Here is a 16,067-nt window from a genome sequence, read left to right on the forward strand (position 1 = left end):
TCGCCACCCCTTTACAAAGCCATAAATATTTTTTCCGCAATAACAATGCAAATAAGAGAAACCAGCTCGCACACCTGCAAAAAATATCCTGCCAGGTCTCCCGTAATGCCGCCGAAGCGTTTGTATGAAAAGCTCCTGTAATATGCAAAAGCACCCAGACCGCCAATTATGCCGCCTGCGCCCGCAGCAGGATCTATATATACGATTATCCCGCAGCACAGGATAAGCATTATTATCAGCACCGTGATCGTAGCATTTTTATGAGCAGGTCTCGCAAAGCTCTGCAAAGCCCCCTCTTTTTTTGCGCATTTAAACGTTACCGCCGCAAGACCGCTGAGTGTCCTTGAAATAACAAAAACGCAGGCAATAACGAGCATAGTTTTAAAATCCCTTACCTCGGCAAAAAAAGCACACTCAAGCAGCAGATATATCCCGAGAGATATAGCCGCAAAAGCGCCGATATGAGAATCGCTCATAATTTCCAAAGCCTTTTCCCTCGGAGCATAAGAAGCCTTTGCGTCACATACATCGCAAAAGCCGTCCAGATGTATGCCGCCTGTCACAGCAATGGGAATTACCGTGCAAACAGCCCCGAAAAGGACCTCTCCGACTCCCAGCAAATCGGCAATATAGCGCCACAGCAGAAGCATTCCGCCGATGACCGCCCCGATAAAAGGGAAAAAGCATAGAGCATATCTTCTGTTTTCCTCTTTCCATTCGATATGCGGCATAGGTATCCTTGAATACATTGAAAATGCAGATATCAGCGATTTTATAAGCATTGCCAAAGGCTCCCTTTCAGCATAACGGGAATACCGTAAACCGCCTCTATCACCCTGTCGGCACGCTGAGAAAGAGCGCAGTTTAAAATACCCATATTTTTTATATAATCCATTGTTTCCGAGGGATATACTATCCCGTCCTCGCCAACGGAATTAGTAACGATGATAACCTCCGAAGCGCGCTCCGAAAGCTTTTCAATACCATTTATTATCTTTCGGACAGGTTCTTTTTCCCCCGCCGAAAACATCTCGTTTGCCATAAGATTGCAGGCACATTCCAGCAGAACGCCGCACCTCTCGGGAAGGTCTGTTTCGTGAATATCGGTGTATTTTTCCACCGTCTCGAAGCCTTTCCCCAGGCGCATTCTGCGGTGACGTTCAATAGCGATGTGAGCCTCCTCGCAGTACGGCTCCATAGTGGCAATGTAAATCTTTTTGCCGTGAAAGTCCGACAGGATGTCCTCTGCAATGGAGGATTTTCCGCACTTGCTCCCACCCGTGATAACAGTCAGCATTCAAAGCTCCTTATATTTTTCCATAGGAAGATTATCGAAAAGATGAGCGGAATTGTAGACCGCCAGAGCAGCGTCAAGCATCGGAAGGAGCAGAACACCGCCCGTTCCCTCCCCAAGACAAAGCCCCGCAGTTATAGGCGGCTCAAATCCCAGAAACTCAAGCATTTTCCGTCCCGCAGGCTCCTTTGAAACGTGTGAGCATAGCATATATTCCTTTGAAACAGGGCAAATAAGCGCCGCCAGAGCCGCAGATACGGCAGAGATGAACCCGTCCATCACAATGGGAATACGGTATATCGCCCCGCCCAGAAAAAGCCCCGTAATTCCTCCGATGTCAAATCCCCCAACCTTTGAAAGCACGTCAATCGGGTCATTTGGGTCGGGCTTGTTTATCTCAATGCTCCTTCCGATAACGGCGATTTTCCTCTTTATTCCCTCGCTGTCAAGCCCTGCTCCCCTGCCTGTGGTCTCCTCGGGCGGAAGTCCGAGCAGAACAGAGGCAATTGCCGAGGACGTAGTGGTGTTTCCTATCCCCATTTCCCCCGTCACAATGATATTATACCCCTTATCCTTGAGATCTCTCACCATATCTATCCCCACGCAGACAGACTTCTCAGCCTGCTCACGGGTCATAGCAGGACCATTTGCGATATTACCCGTCCCGTCCGCAATTTTCCTGTCAAACAGCCCGGGGATATCAAGGCTGCCATTTATGCCGATATTAACGGGAAATACCTCCGCCCCCGCAGCTTTCGCCATCAGATTGATATTAGAGCTGCCCTCAGCCATTGCCCTTGCAACGATCGCCGTAACACTGCTGTCAGTCTGAGTGACCCCTTCGCAGACAACCCCATTATCGGCGCACATTGCCGCCGCACACCGCTTGTCGATGGAAAAGCTCTCGCTTCCAAAAATACCTGCCAGCTTTATGACCATATCTTCAAGCAAACCAAGGCTGTGAAGCGGCTTTGCAATGCTGTTCCATTTTTCGGAAGCCCTTCCTTCCGCCTCCCTGTCGGCAGGTACAATAAGTTTTATTCTATCCATTTTCCTTAAACCTTTCGCACGTCAAAAGAAAATTTTCGGCAATTTGGGGATTTGAATAAAAATACAGATGAGGAAATCCCGCCCAGAGCGAGTTATTTGCAATAACGCACTTCCGTTCGCCGCTTTTACCGGGCTTTCGGGCAATAAACCCATCACCGCAGCAGTCGCTGTCAAAATAGTGAAATTCGTGGACGGGAAAGCTTTCACCCTTTTTACAAAGAATATTATCTGCATTTGCAGTGATAACGCTGTATCCGAAATTTTTCAGTTTCGCAGTTTTAAACGCCCTTCCGTTTATGACCCCCGCGCCTTTGCAGAATATCCCGTCCATACCCTCAAATTCGTTGTGAAGATACATAAATCCTCCGCATTCGGCAATGCAGGGAAGCCCGGAATTGACATCCCACCGTATTGACTCGAGCATAGAAGCATTTTCCGAGAGCTTTTGTGCATAAAGCTCGGGATAACCTCCGCAGAGAATAAGCCCATCTATGTCCTCGGGCAGCCTTTCATCTCTCAAAGGAGAGAAGTAAACTATCTCCGCACCCATTCTCTCAAGCATATCTCCGTTTTCGGGATAGAAAAAGCAGAAAGCCTCGTCTGCCGAAAGACCTATCCTTACCTTGTGTCTCCGCTTTATATCAGGCTCCGAAAAAACAAGCTCGGGAGAATTTGCAAGCTCAATAAGCCTGTCAATGCGTATATATTTCTCTGCCGCGTCCGCAAGCCTTTTCAGCTTTTCTCTAAGCCCCGAAACCTCCGCCGCCGTAACAAGCCCCAGATGACGGCTCTCCAGAGCAAACTCCTCATCTGCAGGGAAACGCCCCAGATACTCCGTCCCAAGCTCCTTACAAAGCTTTTCGGCAGCTCCCTCCCTGCTCTCCGCAAGACGGTTGAAGATAAATCCCACAATTTTATTCGGCTGAATATAGGTCAAAAAACCTTTTATAACAGCCCCCAGCGACTCGCTCATTCCCCTTGCGTTGATAACAATGACAACAGGAGTATCAGCCACCTGCGACACCTCAAAGGAAGAGCCCTTACCGTTCAGCCCGTCATAAAAGCCCATAACGCCCTCAATAACAGATATCTCCCCCGCTCCTCTGTGAAGCAGATATCTGAGAGTGTTCTCATCGCAGAAAAAGCTGTCAAGATTATACGACTCCGTGCCTATAACCTTTCTGTGAAACATGGGGTCAATGTAATCGGGACCGCATTTAAATGAAGCCGTTTTTATCCCGCGGTCAACAAGTGCCTGAAGCAAAGCGCATACAATGGTGGTCTTTCCGCAGCCGCTGCCCGTACCTGCTATCATCAGCCGATTCATCGTGACAGCCTCCTTATCACGAAAACAGGATTTTCTCCCCTAAGCATAGTGTATCTGCCTGCTCTGACCGTCCGAGCCGCAGTTATCTCAACTATCTCTCTTTCGCCCAGGCATTCGCTTTCCGAAAGCGTTTCCAGAGTTACCGCCGTCATAACTATGCGAACCGACGGATTTTTGCTTAAAGCGGCAGAAACTATCTCAGACAATACACCGCCCGAGCCGCCGATAAAAACGCAGTCGGGAGCAGGCAGCTCCTTTATAACATTTTCTGCCCTGCCGCAAACTGAGATAACATTATCACAGCCGAATTTCCGGAAATTCTCTTCCGAAAGCTCCGCCGCCTCCCCGTCCTTTTCCACAGCGTAAACCTTGCCCCGAGGGCATCTCAGTGCCATTTCCACCGAAACAGAGCCCGTTCCGCTGCCGATATCCCAGCAGATGTCATTTTCCCCGATACAAAGCTTTGATACCGCCGAGCAGCGCACCTCCGCCTTTGTCATAGGCGCCTTTCCCCTTATAAATTCATCGTCGGGAATACCCGAAGCAAGATATTTTTCATATTCACTGTTAACAATAAGCATTGAGCAAAGCTTTGACGTTATGACCCCCGAAAGCTCCTCTGCCAAGCCTTTTGTTATCTTCTCCCCGGGATATCCCAGCTCTTCCCCGATAAAAACCGTGACCTTTCCCCTGCCATACTCCGTAAGCTTTCTGCAAACCTCGCCGCAGTCCTTTTCACCGCCGAGAAGAGCAAAAACATATTCGTTGGAGCAGACTTCTCTCACGATATTCGCCTCCGCCCCGTGCAGCGAAACAAACCTCAGTCTTTCCCAGCCTATCCCCAGCCTTGAGCATAGATAAACAGGCGAAGCGATACCCGGAATTGTCTCATATTTTACTCCACGCCTGTCAAGCTCCTCCGAAAGCTTTCTTGCACCGCTGAAAAAGCCGCAGTCACCCGACATAAGAACCACTATTTTCTTATCGCCTTTTCCGCATATAAAATCGGCAATCTCACAGGCGTTATACGAACAGAAGGTTTCCTTGCGAAGATATTCAAAGCCCCGAAGTATACGCCCAGCGCCGATAAGAATATCCGCACTCTCAGCCGCATTTTTTGCTCTGACAGTCAAACTATCCGAGCACTCCATTCCCACTCCCGCAATAATAACATTTGGCTCAGTCATATCCTCACACCTTTCCCGAAAACTCGCATAAAAGCTTTTCTGCCTCCAAAAGCGACATTCCCTTTTCCCGGGGACGCTTTATTATAATAAGCTTTGCGCCAACAGCAGAAGCCGCACGTCTTTTTTCCTCAAATCCGCCTGCCGCGCCGCTCTCCTTGGTTATAACATAACCGCAGCCCCTGAAATGTTCACAATTCTCCTCAGATCCGAAAGGGCCTTTGCCGCTTATTATCCTCATAAAGCCCGATTTTTCGCACTCGCGGACGATCTCATCATCGGGAAGCACTCTTACAGCACATCTTTCGGGGAGTCCTTCTCTGCAAAAAAGCGAAAGCTCCTTGCTGCCCGTGGCAATGAAAAAAGTTCCCGACGTTTTTTCCGCAAAATCGGCAGCTTCAGCCGCAGTATCAAAATACAAGGCTTCCTCACAAACCGGAGAAGGCTCTCTCACCACCCGATAACAGGGCGTATTCGTGTCAATACAGGCTCCCGAGATATTTTTCCCGACATCTTCCGCATATGGGTGAGTTGCGTCAAAAACAGCGCAAAATCCTCCCGATAAAATAAATGCGGCAATTTCATTTCTGTCTTTTCTGCCTATTTCCGCCGCAACATATACGGACTTTGGGAGAAGCTCCGCACCGTATTCCGTAGCTACGCTCACAACGCAGAATATCTTATTTTGATTGCAGTATTCGGCAAGGAGCCGCCCCTCGGTGGTCCCGCCGAAAATAAGAAATCTATTCAAGCCTGTATCCCCTCGGTGTGACCATTTTTCCGCGTATCACCTTAGTTTCCGCGCAGCCGATAAAAACAGTGGTGAACATATCCGTTTTAGCGTCAGCAAGCTCGGCAAGAGTAAGCACACAGCTTTCCTCCCCATCTCTGCCAATGTTGCGAACATATCCGCAAACGGTGTCGGGGCTTTTGTATCTGAGCATTATCTCACAAGCCCATTTAAGGTGATCGCTCCTTTTCTTCGAAGACGGATTATAAAGCGCCACGCACATATCAGCCATAGCCGCGCATTCAAGCCGCTTTTCGATTTTTTTCCTTGGCGTGAGCAGGTCTGAGAGACTTATAACAGCAAAATCATTTGTAAGAGGAGCGCCCAGAACAGCGCCGCCGCTGAGAGCCGCCGTGACCCCTGCAACAGGGATTATCTCCGTTTCGGGATATCTCTCCCACAGCTCATACGCAAGCCCTGCCATAGCGTAAACCGAGCAGTCACCGCTGCAAACAAGAGCCACATTCCTTTCCTGAGCCTCGGAAAGAGCATATTCCACACGCTCCCTCTCCTGCCTCATAGCAGTAGAGTAATATTCCTTATGGGGAAACTCTTTTCTGATAAGCTCCGTATAGACCGTATAACCCGTTATCAGACCGCAGTCCTCGATAGCATTTTTTGCCGCAAGAGTCATTCCGTCAATGCCGCCTGCACCAAACCCCACAATGTAAAGCTTCATAAAGCTCTCCTTTCAAAATCAGCCGAAACAGGAACAACGCCCACCGCACAGGTTACGCCATTACCCTTGACCTTCGGAACGATAATATCTCCTCCGCAGGCAGCAGCGCTTCTCTCGCACACATTGTCAACGCCAACAGTTTTTTTCACAAATTCGGAAGAAGAAAAAACACCTTCCGCCGCCGAAAGCTCCTCTGCCGTAAATGTCCGAAGCTCTGCACCGTATTTCTTTGCAAAAGAAATAATTGCAGGCTCGTCCTTTTTAATATCTACAGTAGCAAGAAAACGTATTCCCAAAGGCGATAAACCCGAATCTGAAAGCGTTTCGAGAATAAGCTTCTCAAGCTCATCGGGGTCGGCATTTTTCCGACAGCCTGCACCTATGACTAAATTTTTTGGTATCAGACTGAGTGTAATATCAAAAGGCTTTTTTTCCGCATAGTGACTTATGCATATCCCGTACTTATCATTTTTCCCGAGAAGTTCCTTTGGGATATTTTTTAACGGAATATCCGAATAAAGCCCGATGACCTCGCCTCTGAGAGAAGCCGCCGCAATAAGCTTTGCCGTCTCCATATCCATGATAGCAAGGTCATTTGCCTTTGCGAACATATCCGGAGAAAACCGTCCCGAATTGTCCGTAGCCGTTGTGATAACAGGCACAGCCCCGATACATTCCCCGATGATCTCCGCAAGCCTGTTGCCGCCGCCTATATGCCCCGACAGGAGAGATACCGCAAACCGTCCGCTGTCGTCTGCCGCAATTACCGCAGGGTCGGAAAGCTTTGACTTTACAAAGGGAGCAATTGCTCTGACCGCAATGCCGCAGGCACTGATAAATACAAGTGCGCCGAACTCCCCCCATATTTTTCCGGTAAGCCTGCCGATACTATCAAAGCATTCTCCCTCCGAAGCAGGATATTTTCCGAAGCAGAAGATTTTAACTTCAAATTCGGACGATAGCTTTTCCCGAATAGTCTCAGCGAGCCTGACGCCGTTTTCCGTAACGGTAATAACAGCGATATTCATATGGAAGCCTTTCTGTATTCGGTGGAAAATGCCTTGTCATAAAGCTTTGACAGGGAATAATCATCGCCTAAAAAATTTCCCACTGTAATAAGAGCGGTCTTTCGGATATCATTTTTTTGGGCAGTCTCCGCAAGAGTTCCCACCGTACAGCGGCATACCTTTTCATCGGGGTGAGTTGCCTTGTAAACAATGGCAGCAGGGGTATTTTCCGTATACCCCCCTCTTAAAAGCTCTGCGGAAAGCTCCGGAAGCATACCGGCGCTTAGAAAAATCACCATAGTCGAGCCATGCGCCGCAAGAGCGGAAATGCTCTCTCTGTCGGGAACAGCCGTCCGCCCCGCCATTCGTGTGATAATGACCGTCTGAGATACGTCGGGAAGAGTGTATTCAGCCTTTAAAGCCGCCGCCGCACCGCAGAAGGAGCTTACTCCGGGGCATATCTCATAGGCTATCCCCAGTCTGTCAAGGCAGTCCATCTGCTCGCGTACCGCCCCGTAAAGACAAGGATCGCCCGTATGAAGACGAACCGTCATTTTACTCTGACTTTCCGCCTCGGAAATTTTCTCAATGACCTGTTCAAGGGTCATATATGCACTGTTATAAAGCTCGCAGTCGGGACGGGCATAGTTTAAAAGCTCGGGATTTATGAGCGACCCCGCATAAATGATAACGTCAGCCTCTTCCAGCAGTTTTTTTCCTCTGAGAGTGATAAGATCTGCCGCACCGCAGCCTGCTCCCACAAAATTAACCATTTCCGTATTCCTCCGAAATAACCCGAATAAGCCGTTGTCCCTCTTCTGTAACTCCAAGCACGCCGTAAGCGTTTGAGAATATCAGCGCACCGATTTTTATCCGCCCCTTTGCTCTCGCGTCAAGGTAATACTGCACTCTGCCGCAAAAAATATTCATCGTCTCCTCAAGCTTGCCCTCTTTTTTTATGATATCTATCGCCCCATCTGTAACAGCGCACTTTGTGATATCAATAAGTGCCTCCCTGTCGCAGCCTGCAAGCAGTCCGCAGGTCACAAGCACCTCCATGCGCCCGTCAGCAGCAGCGGAATGAGTGTTCATTATCCCTGCTCCAAGCTTCACAAGCTTGCCCATATGGCCCACAATAAGAACGCTTTCAAACCCAAGCTCCATTGCAATGTCAACAGCTTCCCCGATAAAATTGCTGCATTTAACGCATTTCTCGGCAGCGCCGTGAATATATGCAGAAAGGAAGCTCTCGCCGTAATTTCCGGGAGTAATAACGAGATTTTTTATTCCCTCAGCCTTCCGCATATTTCCCTCCGCACGGATAGTGTCAATAAGCGCCGCCGTACTCATAGGCTCCACGATACCGCTTGTGCCGATAATGGAAATACCGCCTTCTATGCCCATACGGGGATTATAGGTTTTTTTGGCGATCTCCACACCCTCAGGAGCAAAAACCGTAATGCGAAAACCGCCTTTGTATTCGTACAGCTCGGCAATTTCCGTCACTGCCGCATTTATCATCTTCCTGGGAACGGTGTTTATGGCATAGTCCCCCACAGGACGGTCAAGCCCCGCCTTTGTGACGATTCCTATGCCCTCGCCGCCCACGATGTCAACTCCCGAAGAGATCTTCTCGGCTCTCGCATAAACAAGTATGCCGCTTGTGACATCGGGGTCATCGCCCCCGTCCTTTTTTACAGCACAGGAAGCAAAGCCCTCTCCCGATTTTTTATCGAGTATCTCAAGCTCCAGCCCAATTCCTTTCGGGGTCATAAGCGTAACCCTTTCGGGAAATTCGCCGCCCAGAAGAGCTTGTGCAGCCGCCTTAGCAGCCCCCGCAGCGCATGAGCCTGTGGTGTAGCCCAGTCTCAGCCTCTGACCGCCCTTTGAAACATATTCATCAAGCATTGTCCCACCATCACTTTACGATAAAAACGGTAAAATAGCTGCCTCTTTCGGGAACATCATTTATATCCGTATAGATCTTTTCATCGGGCATACCGCAGTCGGACACGGCAAAAAACGGACGGCTCTCAAGCACGGAGCGAAGCCTTTCGGAAATAACTCTCGGCTTCATAATTACCTTTGTGCCGCTCTGTTCCATAAGCTCGTCAAAATTATCTGCCGAAGCGGGAATAACGATAAGCGGCTCATTTCCGCTCACAAGAGGACTTCCGCATACCGAAGCCGCCGCACAGAAGCTTGTTACACCGGGTATCCACCTGCAGACATATCCGCTCTGCTTCACACGCTCCGAAATATATGAAAATGTGGAATAAACGGAAATATCCCCAAGGCAGAGCATAGCCACACTTTCACCCGATAAAAGCCTGCTGCATATATCCTCAGCTGCTTTCCCATGGCTCATTTCCCATTCGTTCCTGTCACGCGACATCGGAAAATCGTAAAAAACGATATCTTTTTCCGACATACTGACGACCTTCTCCGCAATTGACAGTGCAAGGGAGCTTTCCCCTTTTGTCCTTGGAACAGCAATGACTCTGCACTCTTCAATAGCCTTCACAGCCCCGAGGGTAATAAGCTCCGGGTCACCGGGGCCCACACTCACGCCAAATAAGATACCGCTCAAAAAAAACATCTCCCGCAGCGCATAATTTTCTAATATAATTGTAGCACAAATATGCTGATTTGTCAAGAGGTATATCTCATAAAAATGCAGAAAAAGGGCGCCGCACATTTGTGCAGCGCCCGAAATGGGGGAAGAAAATCATTCTTCGGTATTTTCGTCCTTAGCAAGCTCGATCTTGATAGAAGGCTCGCCGTTCTCGTCAACTACCTCAACGTTATCCTCGTGGTCAACGACTGTATCGGAAATTTCCTTTGTCTCCTCCACAGTCTCAACAGGCTCAGGTCTTTCGATCTTTGCGCCGCACTTGCCGCAGAAAGAGTTGTCGTCACCGACTTCCGCACCGCAGTTCTGACAGATAACAACGCCCTTGAGAGCACGAACCTTGTTTTTAAGATCTTCAACAGCTGCTTCCTTTTCGGAAACCTTGTCAAAAAGCTCCTTCATCTGCTCGCAGCAGGGATTTTCGCTGTTGTTCTTGTAGTACATCTTGCCGATCTCAAGGAAAAGATCGTTAAGCTCTCTTTCCTCGGTTGTGATCTTGAGATTAGCCTTAACAATGTCGGTGCCCTGCTTGGTCTTTTCGGTAACAGCCTTTCCGGTGTTGTTAAGAGTTTCAACAAATTTTTCAAACATAGTATTTTCCTCCTGATAAAATATTTTATAGTGAAGTGGTTGCTTTCTATGATTTAAGTATAACCTTATTTTTCCGTTCTGTCAACCACCTTCGGCAAATTCTCATTATATCAACACGTTTTTTAATCTGTTTTTAATACTAATCTTTAGTATAATGAGAATAAATATGCACGATATCCATTAACGGAAAACGCGCATATCTGATACATATTTTATTCTCCTGTAACCTCAATAGCATCCTTCTTGACCGACAGCTTGATGACCGAAGGCTCGCTGCCTGCATTTTCCACAATGATATCGGCTATCTTATCCTCGATATCCGTGCGGATAACGCTTCTGATGTCACGTGCGCCGAATTTCTTTCCGAAGGACTTTTCGGCGACAGCGTTCAGCACGCGCTTGTCATATTTAAGAGCAATGCCCTTTTCGGAAAGGGGGTCCTTCATTTCGGAAAGCATAAGTCCTGCTATCTCCGCGTAATTTTCCTTGGAAAGAGGACTGAAAACAACTATCTCGTCAACACGGCTCATAAATTCGGGCCTCAGGAACTCGGAAAGCGCCTTCATAGCCTTTTCCTTAGTTATCTCCTCTTCCGTTTTGTTAAATCCGAGACTTGTGGTCTTATCCGAGGAGCCTGCGTTTGATGTCATACAGATGATAGTGTTCTCAAAGTTCACCGACCTGCCCTGAGCGTCATTCACCTTGCCCTCGTCAAGTATCTGGAGCAGCAGGTTCATAATATCGGGGTGAGCCTTTTCTATCTCGTCAAAAAGCACTACCGAATAGGGGTGACGGCGCACCTTTTCCGTAAGCTGACCTGCCTCATCATAGCCCACATATCCCGGAGGAGAACCGATAAGGCGCGAAACAGCGTGTTTTTCCATATACTCGGTCATATCGAGACGGATAAGAGTATCGTTGCCGCTGAAAAGCTCGTCGTTTATCACCTTGACAAGCTCGGTCTTTCCCACTCCCGTAGGACCTACAAAGATAAAGGAGGCAGGTCTGCGGCGCTTTGAAAGCTGGGCGCGTGAACGTCTGATCGCCTTTGCGGCAAGCTCCACAGCCTTATCCTGACCGATTATCCGCTTTTTCATAGAGCTTTCGAGAGAAGCAAGCTTTTTAAGCTCCGTCTCCTCGATCTTGTTTGCGGGGATACCCGTCCAAAGCTCGATAACTCTTGCCAGATCCTGCTCGGTAACGTTTATATTGGATATCTTTTTCGTGAGAGCATCAAGCTCATTCTGTTCTCTGATAAGCTGAGATTTTTTCTCTGCAAGAGCCTCAAAATCAGGCTCGTCACCGTCCTCGAGAGATTTTATCTCAGTTTCCAGAGCAGCGACCTCCGCAGTTTTCTTCTTATGCTTAGCAAGCTCAGCGCTGGAAATGCTCCTGTTTGCGCAGGCTTCATCCAGCAGATCAATAGCCTTGTCGGGAAGATATCTGTCATTTATATATCTCTCGGAAAGAACAGCACAGAGCCTGATAAGCTCATCGCTTATCTTGACCTTGTGATGCTCCTCGTAATAATGCTTTATGCCCTTTAATACCTCGACCGTGTCCTCCACAGTGGGCTCATTTACGGTAACAGGCTGGAAGCGTCTCTCAAGAGCGCTGTCCTTTTCGATATATTTTCTGTATTCCTTAAAGGTGGTGGCGCCAATCACCTGAACCTCGCCTCGGCTGAGAGGGGGCTTCAGAATGTTCGCGGCATTCATGGAAGAGCCTTCGCTGTCTCCTGCGCCTACGATATTGTGTATCTCGTCAATAAAGAGGATAATGTTGCCCTCAGCCTTGACCTCGTCAACCAGACCCTTCATACGGCTCTCAAACTGACCTCTAAACTGTGTTCCTGCCACAAGAGCGGTAAGGTCGAGCAGGAAAACCTCCTTGTCTGCCAGCTGAAAGGGCACCTCTCCCGCGGCGATCTTCTGAGCAAGACCCTCTGCAATTGCAGTTTTTCCAACGCCCGGCTCGCCTATAAGACAGGGATTATTTTTCTGTCTGCGGCAGAGTATCTGAATAGTGCGTGCAATTTCCTTGTCTCTGCCGATAATGGTATCAAGCTTGCCCTCTTTTGCACGGGCGGTGAGGTCGGTGCAGAAGGAGGAAAGAAATTTTCTCTTTTTATTTCTGCCCTCTTTGCCTTCCCTGCCGTTTTTTATTCTTTCGCGGCGCTCGGAGGCTTCCGAAACGGAGTCTGCCGCATTGTTCTTTTCGGTCGGAGCCTTGTTATCATTCTGACCGCCGCCGAAAAGCGCATTGAAAAATCCGGGCAGAGAATTAGTACCGCCCTGATTGAACATCTCCATATCAAAGCTGTCCTTTACGCCGCTCATAGCGTCGGCAAATTCCTCTATATCGTCATCGGTAACGCCCATCTGGTCCATATATTCCTTTATCTGGGGCACATTAAGCTCACGGGCGCAGACAAGGCAGAGTCCCTCATTGCGCTTTTCGCTGCCCTGCATTGAGGTGATGAAAACCATAGCCTCTCTTTTTTTGCATCTGCTGCAAAGCATTAAATCAATCCTTTCCGCCCGAAAACGTCGGACAATGAAAAAATAATCCTCTATCAGTTCAGAAAATCAAGACCCTTTGCAAGCTCATAAAGCCTGCCGAAGAATAACGTATCCGAAAAAATATCTTCATTCAAATATGTCATACCGCCTGTAAAGCGAATGATAAGAACTATGAGAATAACCGCCGCAGCAAGCACCGCAGCTCCCACCGCCGCGCCCAGAACGCCTCCGAGAAGGGAGTCGCAGGCTTTTACAGGCTCTATCTTTCTGACAATGAGAATAATATTCACAATAATTTTCAGCACAATGTTCACCGCAGTAAAGACCGCAGCCCATACCACAGCGCTTATCATTCTTATAGCCGCAGGACGGACAAGGGTATTCTCAATATAATCAGCAGTCCCCTCAGTCTGTGAGCTTTCGGACTTTATGCCGAACAAATCGTAAACTATCGCCTCCGGGACCTTTTCATCGGTAAGGATATCCTCCACCGAGCTTTTCGAGACCTTGAGCCCAAGGGGAAGCCTGCTGTTTATTTCATCGGCGACCAGACCGCTGTACTGCGAAGCTATCTCTTCTATTTTAGCACGAAAATCGGGATTAGTCAAGAGGGTACTTATGTCTATTCCCAGATATGAGTAAGCCATGGATAACTGACTTCTCAGTTCTTCATCATCTGTGCTGAGATAATCCTTCACTATCTGCTTGAGCTCCTCCGACCCGCCCAGATTATCGTCAATGAAGCGGTCTGCGGACTGTTCAGCTTCATCCTTGAGCTTCCTTGCCGCTTCATCTCTGGCTTTGATGACAGCATTGTCAATATGCTCTCCGATGGACTCGGCAAAATAATCATCGTAAATTTTTGAAGTCACGGGATAGGAGGAGCAGGCTGCAGCCGCCGAAAAAGCAATTATAAGGCAAATAAGGCTCAGCACCGTCCTCAGGACGCCCCTCTTGAAGCCCCGTCCTATAAAAGCGATAAGAATAATTGCCGCAGCAATATCATAAATATATGGGATCATTATTAAATAAGTTCACCTCTGACCGGAATGCTCAGCCGCTGTAGCTTATGCGGTTAACGCTGTCATAGCCCAGCAGGAATATGTATTTTCCGCATTTGCAGAAATCGTCGTAATCGTCCTCAAGAAGTATCTGACCTCCGAGGACGCCGTCCGAGCTGTAGATGTCAATGCCCGAATCATTTAAAATGCAGACCTGGGAATTGCCCGAATAAACCTTTTTAGCCTCCGCGTCCAGAACGGTAACAACGGGAGAAGCGCCGTCAGAGCCGCTGAAAGAAATAAGCTTTGTCCTTCTCAGGTCGGTATTTTCTGTAATGACCGCCGAAATGTTTCCCGAGGTGTCGTAATCGGTGATGGGGTCGCTGTAAACATACTCAGACGTAAGAACACCGTCCCTTGTAAAGCCCGCAGTCATAGTGTCCCCTATCATGATTATGCCGTCGTCCGTAAATTTAACGTCAAGAGCAAGGGTAGGAACGCTGTCGCTTTCCCACATAGGCTCCGTATCGTTGAAATCAAACCTCTTCATCTTTGAAATGAGCTGACCGCCCTCCGCAGTCAGTACGGTAATAACGCAGCCGCTGCTGTTTTCATTGAAGGTCACATCAATAATACGGCTGTCATAGCTGAAATATGTGAATATCGGATCGCCGCTCGGGTCATAAATTTTGAGCATAGCAAGATACTTGTCGGACCTGGTAACGACCGCAGCATAATCCGATTTTGAAAGCTCGGCGATGTAGATAACATCATCTGCAGTTTTTGTGTAAATATTCTTATATTTGCTCTCCAGACTGAATTCTCTTCCGCCCTCGTCGTAAATAAGCGCCTTTGAGCCCGAAACGCAGAGAATGGGATTTGCATAGGTGTGCTGGCGCTCATTCATGACCTTTCCGTCAACGCTGTAAACGTGAAAGCGGGACTCGTCCAGCAGAGCGAGAGACCCGTCCATATCCATAAGCTGAAATCCCGAGCCGCCCTCGACCTTCAGCGGGAACTTTCCCTCGGACAGGTCAGCCGTGCCCTCAGAAGAAATATTCTCGGGGATAGAAGTCATTATCCCCTTGAAATAAGGCAGCCACATATCCTTTGTAAAAGCAGCCACCAGCACAGCGCCGCAGAGCAGAAGAATTACGAACACCTTAATAAGCATATTCTTGGTCTGCTTCGCCTGTCTTTTTTTTCTAAGCTCAGAAATATCAGTAACGGGCATAAAGTTCCCTCCTCAGTCATAAAAAACGCGGTTTAAATAAAGTCCGCAGGGCTTTGCGGTCACTCCCGCAAGCTCTCTGTCCCTGCTCTCGATAATTTTCGGGATATCCTCGGGCGATATCCGTCCCTCACTCACGTATATAAGCGTGCCTGCAATTATCCTCACCATATTGTAAAGAAATCCGTCTCCCCTGACGGTAAGGATAACAAGGTCTCCCTCACGTTTTACTTCACATAGCGAAACTGTGCGCACAGTATTTTCCTTAACTCCCAAAGCACCGCAGAAGGAGAGGAAATCGTGAGTGCCTTCTATATATTTCCCCGCCCTGTTCATCTTATCAACATCAAGCTCATAGGGATAATGGAGAGCAAGCTCATCAAGGAACGGGTCCCTCACGCTTCGGTTAAGTATCTTGTAGATGTACTCCTTTCCCCTGCATGAATATCTTGCGTGAAAATCCGCAGATACCTCTTCGCAGTCAAGCACAGCTATATCGTTTGGCAGCAAGCTGTTCATTCCGCGGATAATATTATTGCAGGGAATGGAGTGTTCAGTCAGAAAGGAGAAAAAATACTCATTTGCGTGAACTCCCGTATCCGTCCGCGAGCAGCCGTTGATCTTTACCTCGGAAGCCGTAAGACGGGAAAGCCTGTCCTCAAGGACATTCTGAACGGACAGGGCATTTTCCTGCCGCTGAAAGCCGTGATATGCCGCACCGTTGTATGCAATTTTGACCTTGATATTGCGGACTGACAA

General features: G+C 48.4%; 16 protein-coding genes. All 16 read right to left on the reverse strand.

Annotated features, from left to right (window positions below; translation table 11 throughout):
• Positions 1–11 precede the first annotated feature (11 nt).
• Entirely contained in the window at positions 12–782 is a 771-nt protein-coding gene (locus ACI4J0_RS11600; protein ID WP_439765974.1) for an adenosylcobinamide-GDP ribazoletransferase, read from the reverse strand.
• Positions 773–1,297, reverse strand: a complete 525-nt coding sequence (locus ACI4J0_RS11605) for a bifunctional adenosylcobinamide kinase/adenosylcobinamide-phosphate guanylyltransferase (protein ID WP_439765975.1) — start codon at positions 1,295–1,297, stop codon at positions 773–775. Before ACI4J0_RS11605 ends, ACI4J0_RS11600 begins: the two co-directional genes overlap by 10 nt.
• Positions 1,298–2,344, reverse strand: a complete 1,047-nt coding sequence (gene cobT, locus ACI4J0_RS11610) for a nicotinate-nucleotide--dimethylbenzimidazole phosphoribosyltransferase (protein WP_439765976.1) — start codon at positions 2,342–2,344, stop codon at positions 1,298–1,300.
• Positions 2,337–3,671 carry a cobyrinate a,c-diamide synthase gene (locus tag ACI4J0_RS11615; RefSeq protein ID WP_439765977.1) on the reverse strand — a complete coding sequence of 445 codons (1,335 nt, stop codon included), beginning with the start codon at positions 3,669–3,671 and terminating at the stop codon, positions 2,337–2,339. Before ACI4J0_RS11615 ends, cobT begins: the two co-directional genes overlap by 8 nt.
• Positions 3,668–4,858 carry a precorrin-6y C5,15-methyltransferase (decarboxylating) subunit CbiE gene (gene cbiE, locus ACI4J0_RS11620; RefSeq protein ID WP_439765978.1) on the reverse strand — a complete coding sequence of 397 codons (1,191 nt, stop codon included), beginning with the start codon at positions 4,856–4,858 and terminating at the stop codon, positions 3,668–3,670. The genes ACI4J0_RS11615 and cbiE overlap by 4 nt, the downstream gene beginning before the upstream one ends.
• A 4-nt stretch (positions 4,859–4,862) precedes the next feature.
• Entirely contained in the window at positions 4,863–5,606 is a 744-nt protein-coding gene (gene cobK, locus ACI4J0_RS11625; protein WP_439765979.1) for a precorrin-6A reductase, read from the reverse strand.
• The gene (cobJ, locus tag ACI4J0_RS11630) at positions 5,599–6,324 is read right to left on the reverse strand and encodes a precorrin-3B C(17)-methyltransferase (RefSeq protein WP_439765980.1); all 726 of its coding nucleotides are present in this window, start codon (positions 6,322–6,324) and stop codon (positions 5,599–5,601) included. Before cobJ ends, cobK begins: the two co-directional genes overlap by 8 nt.
• On the reverse strand, positions 6,321–7,352 hold the full coding sequence (locus ACI4J0_RS11635) for a cobalt-precorrin 5A hydrolase (protein ID WP_439765981.1): 1,032 nt from the start codon (positions 7,350–7,352) through the stop codon (positions 6,321–6,323). The genes cobJ and ACI4J0_RS11635 overlap by 4 nt, the downstream gene beginning before the upstream one ends.
• Positions 7,349–8,104, reverse strand: coding sequence for a precorrin-4 C(11)-methyltransferase (cobM, locus tag ACI4J0_RS11640; protein ID WP_439765982.1), 756 nt, complete (start codon positions 8,102–8,104; stop codon positions 7,349–7,351). The genes ACI4J0_RS11635 and cobM overlap by 4 nt, the downstream gene beginning before the upstream one ends.
• Positions 8,097–9,239, reverse strand: a complete 1,143-nt coding sequence (gene cbiD, locus ACI4J0_RS11645; RefSeq protein WP_439765983.1) for a cobalt-precorrin-5B (C(1))-methyltransferase CbiD — start codon at positions 9,237–9,239, stop codon at positions 8,097–8,099. The genes cobM and cbiD overlap by 8 nt, the downstream gene beginning before the upstream one ends.
• A 10-nt stretch (positions 9,240–9,249) precedes the next feature.
• The gene (cobI, locus tag ACI4J0_RS11650) at positions 9,250–9,921 is read right to left on the reverse strand and encodes a precorrin-2 C(20)-methyltransferase (RefSeq protein ID WP_439765984.1); all 672 of its coding nucleotides are present in this window, start codon (positions 9,919–9,921) and stop codon (positions 9,250–9,252) included.
• Between the two features lie 138 nt (positions 9,922–10,059).
• Positions 10,060–10,554, reverse strand: coding sequence for a zinc ribbon domain-containing protein (locus tag ACI4J0_RS11655; RefSeq protein WP_439765985.1), 495 nt, complete (start codon positions 10,552–10,554; stop codon positions 10,060–10,062).
• Positions 10,555–10,766: 212 nt separating this feature from the next.
• Positions 10,767–13,076 (reverse strand): AAA family ATPase, encoded by a 2,310-nt coding sequence (locus ACI4J0_RS11660; RefSeq protein WP_439765986.1) that lies wholly within the window; start codon positions 13,074–13,076, stop codon positions 10,767–10,769.
• A 53-nt stretch (positions 13,077–13,129) separates the two neighbouring features.
• Positions 13,130–14,098, reverse strand: a complete 969-nt coding sequence (locus ACI4J0_RS11665; RefSeq protein WP_439765987.1) for a hypothetical protein — start codon at positions 14,096–14,098, stop codon at positions 13,130–13,132.
• Positions 14,099–14,129: 31 nt separating this feature from the next.
• Positions 14,130–15,311, reverse strand: a complete 1,182-nt coding sequence (locus tag ACI4J0_RS11670; RefSeq protein WP_439765988.1) for a DUF5711 family protein — start codon at positions 15,309–15,311, stop codon at positions 14,130–14,132.
• A gap of 12 nt (positions 15,312–15,323) precedes the next feature.
• Positions 15,324–16,067, reverse strand: a complete 744-nt coding sequence (truA, locus tag ACI4J0_RS11675; RefSeq protein ID WP_439765989.1) for a tRNA pseudouridine(38-40) synthase TruA — start codon at positions 16,065–16,067, stop codon at positions 15,324–15,326.

Source organism: Huintestinicola sp. (assembly GCF_051882455.1).
Classification (GTDB): Bacteria; Bacillota; Clostridia; order Oscillospirales; family Ruminococcaceae; genus Huintestinicola.

Bases quoted from the DNA above. Each gene is read 5' to 3' on its own strand.
- ACI4J0_RS11600 (WP_439765974.1), bottom strand. From the start codon at position 782: ATGCTTATAAAATCGCTGATATCTGCATTTTCAATGTATTCAAGGATA.
- ACI4J0_RS11605 (WP_439765975.1), bottom strand. From the start codon at position 1,297: ATGCTGACTGTTATCACGGGTGGGAGCAAGTGCGGAAAATCCTCCATT.
- cobT (WP_439765976.1), bottom strand. From the start codon at position 2,344: ATGGATAGAATAAAACTTATTGTACCTGCCGACAGGGAGGCGGAAGGA.
- ACI4J0_RS11615 (WP_439765977.1), bottom strand. From the start codon at position 3,671: ATGAATCGGCTGATGATAGCAGGTACGGGCAGCGGCTGCGGAAAGACC.
- cbiE (WP_439765978.1), bottom strand. From the start codon at position 4,858: ATGACTGAGCCAAATGTTATTATTGCGGGAGTGGGAATGGAGTGCTCG.
- cobJ (WP_439765980.1), bottom strand. From the start codon at position 6,324: ATGAAGCTTTACATTGTGGGGTTTGGTGCAGGCGGCATTGACGGAATG.
- ACI4J0_RS11635 (WP_439765981.1), bottom strand. From the start codon at position 7,352: ATGAATATCGCTGTTATTACCGTTACGGAAAACGGCGTCAGGCTCGCT.
- cobM (WP_439765982.1), bottom strand. From the start codon at position 8,104: ATGGTTAATTTTGTGGGAGCAGGCTGCGGTGCGGCAGATCTTATCACT.
- cbiD (WP_439765983.1), bottom strand. From the start codon at position 9,239: ATGCTTGATGAATATGTTTCAAAGGGCGGTCAGAGGCTGAGACTGGGC.
- ACI4J0_RS11655 (WP_439765985.1), bottom strand. From the start codon at position 10,554: ATGTTTGAAAAATTTGTTGAAACTCTTAACAACACCGGAAAGGCTGTT.
- ACI4J0_RS11660 (WP_439765986.1), bottom strand. From the start codon at position 13,076: ATGCTTTGCAGCAGATGCAAAAAAAGAGAGGCTATGGTTTTCATCACC.
- ACI4J0_RS11665 (WP_439765987.1), bottom strand. From the start codon at position 14,098: ATGATCCCATATATTTATGATATTGCTGCGGCAATTATTCTTATCGCT.
- ACI4J0_RS11670 (WP_439765988.1), bottom strand. From the start codon at position 15,311: ATGCCCGTTACTGATATTTCTGAGCTTAGAAAAAAAAGACAGGCGAAG.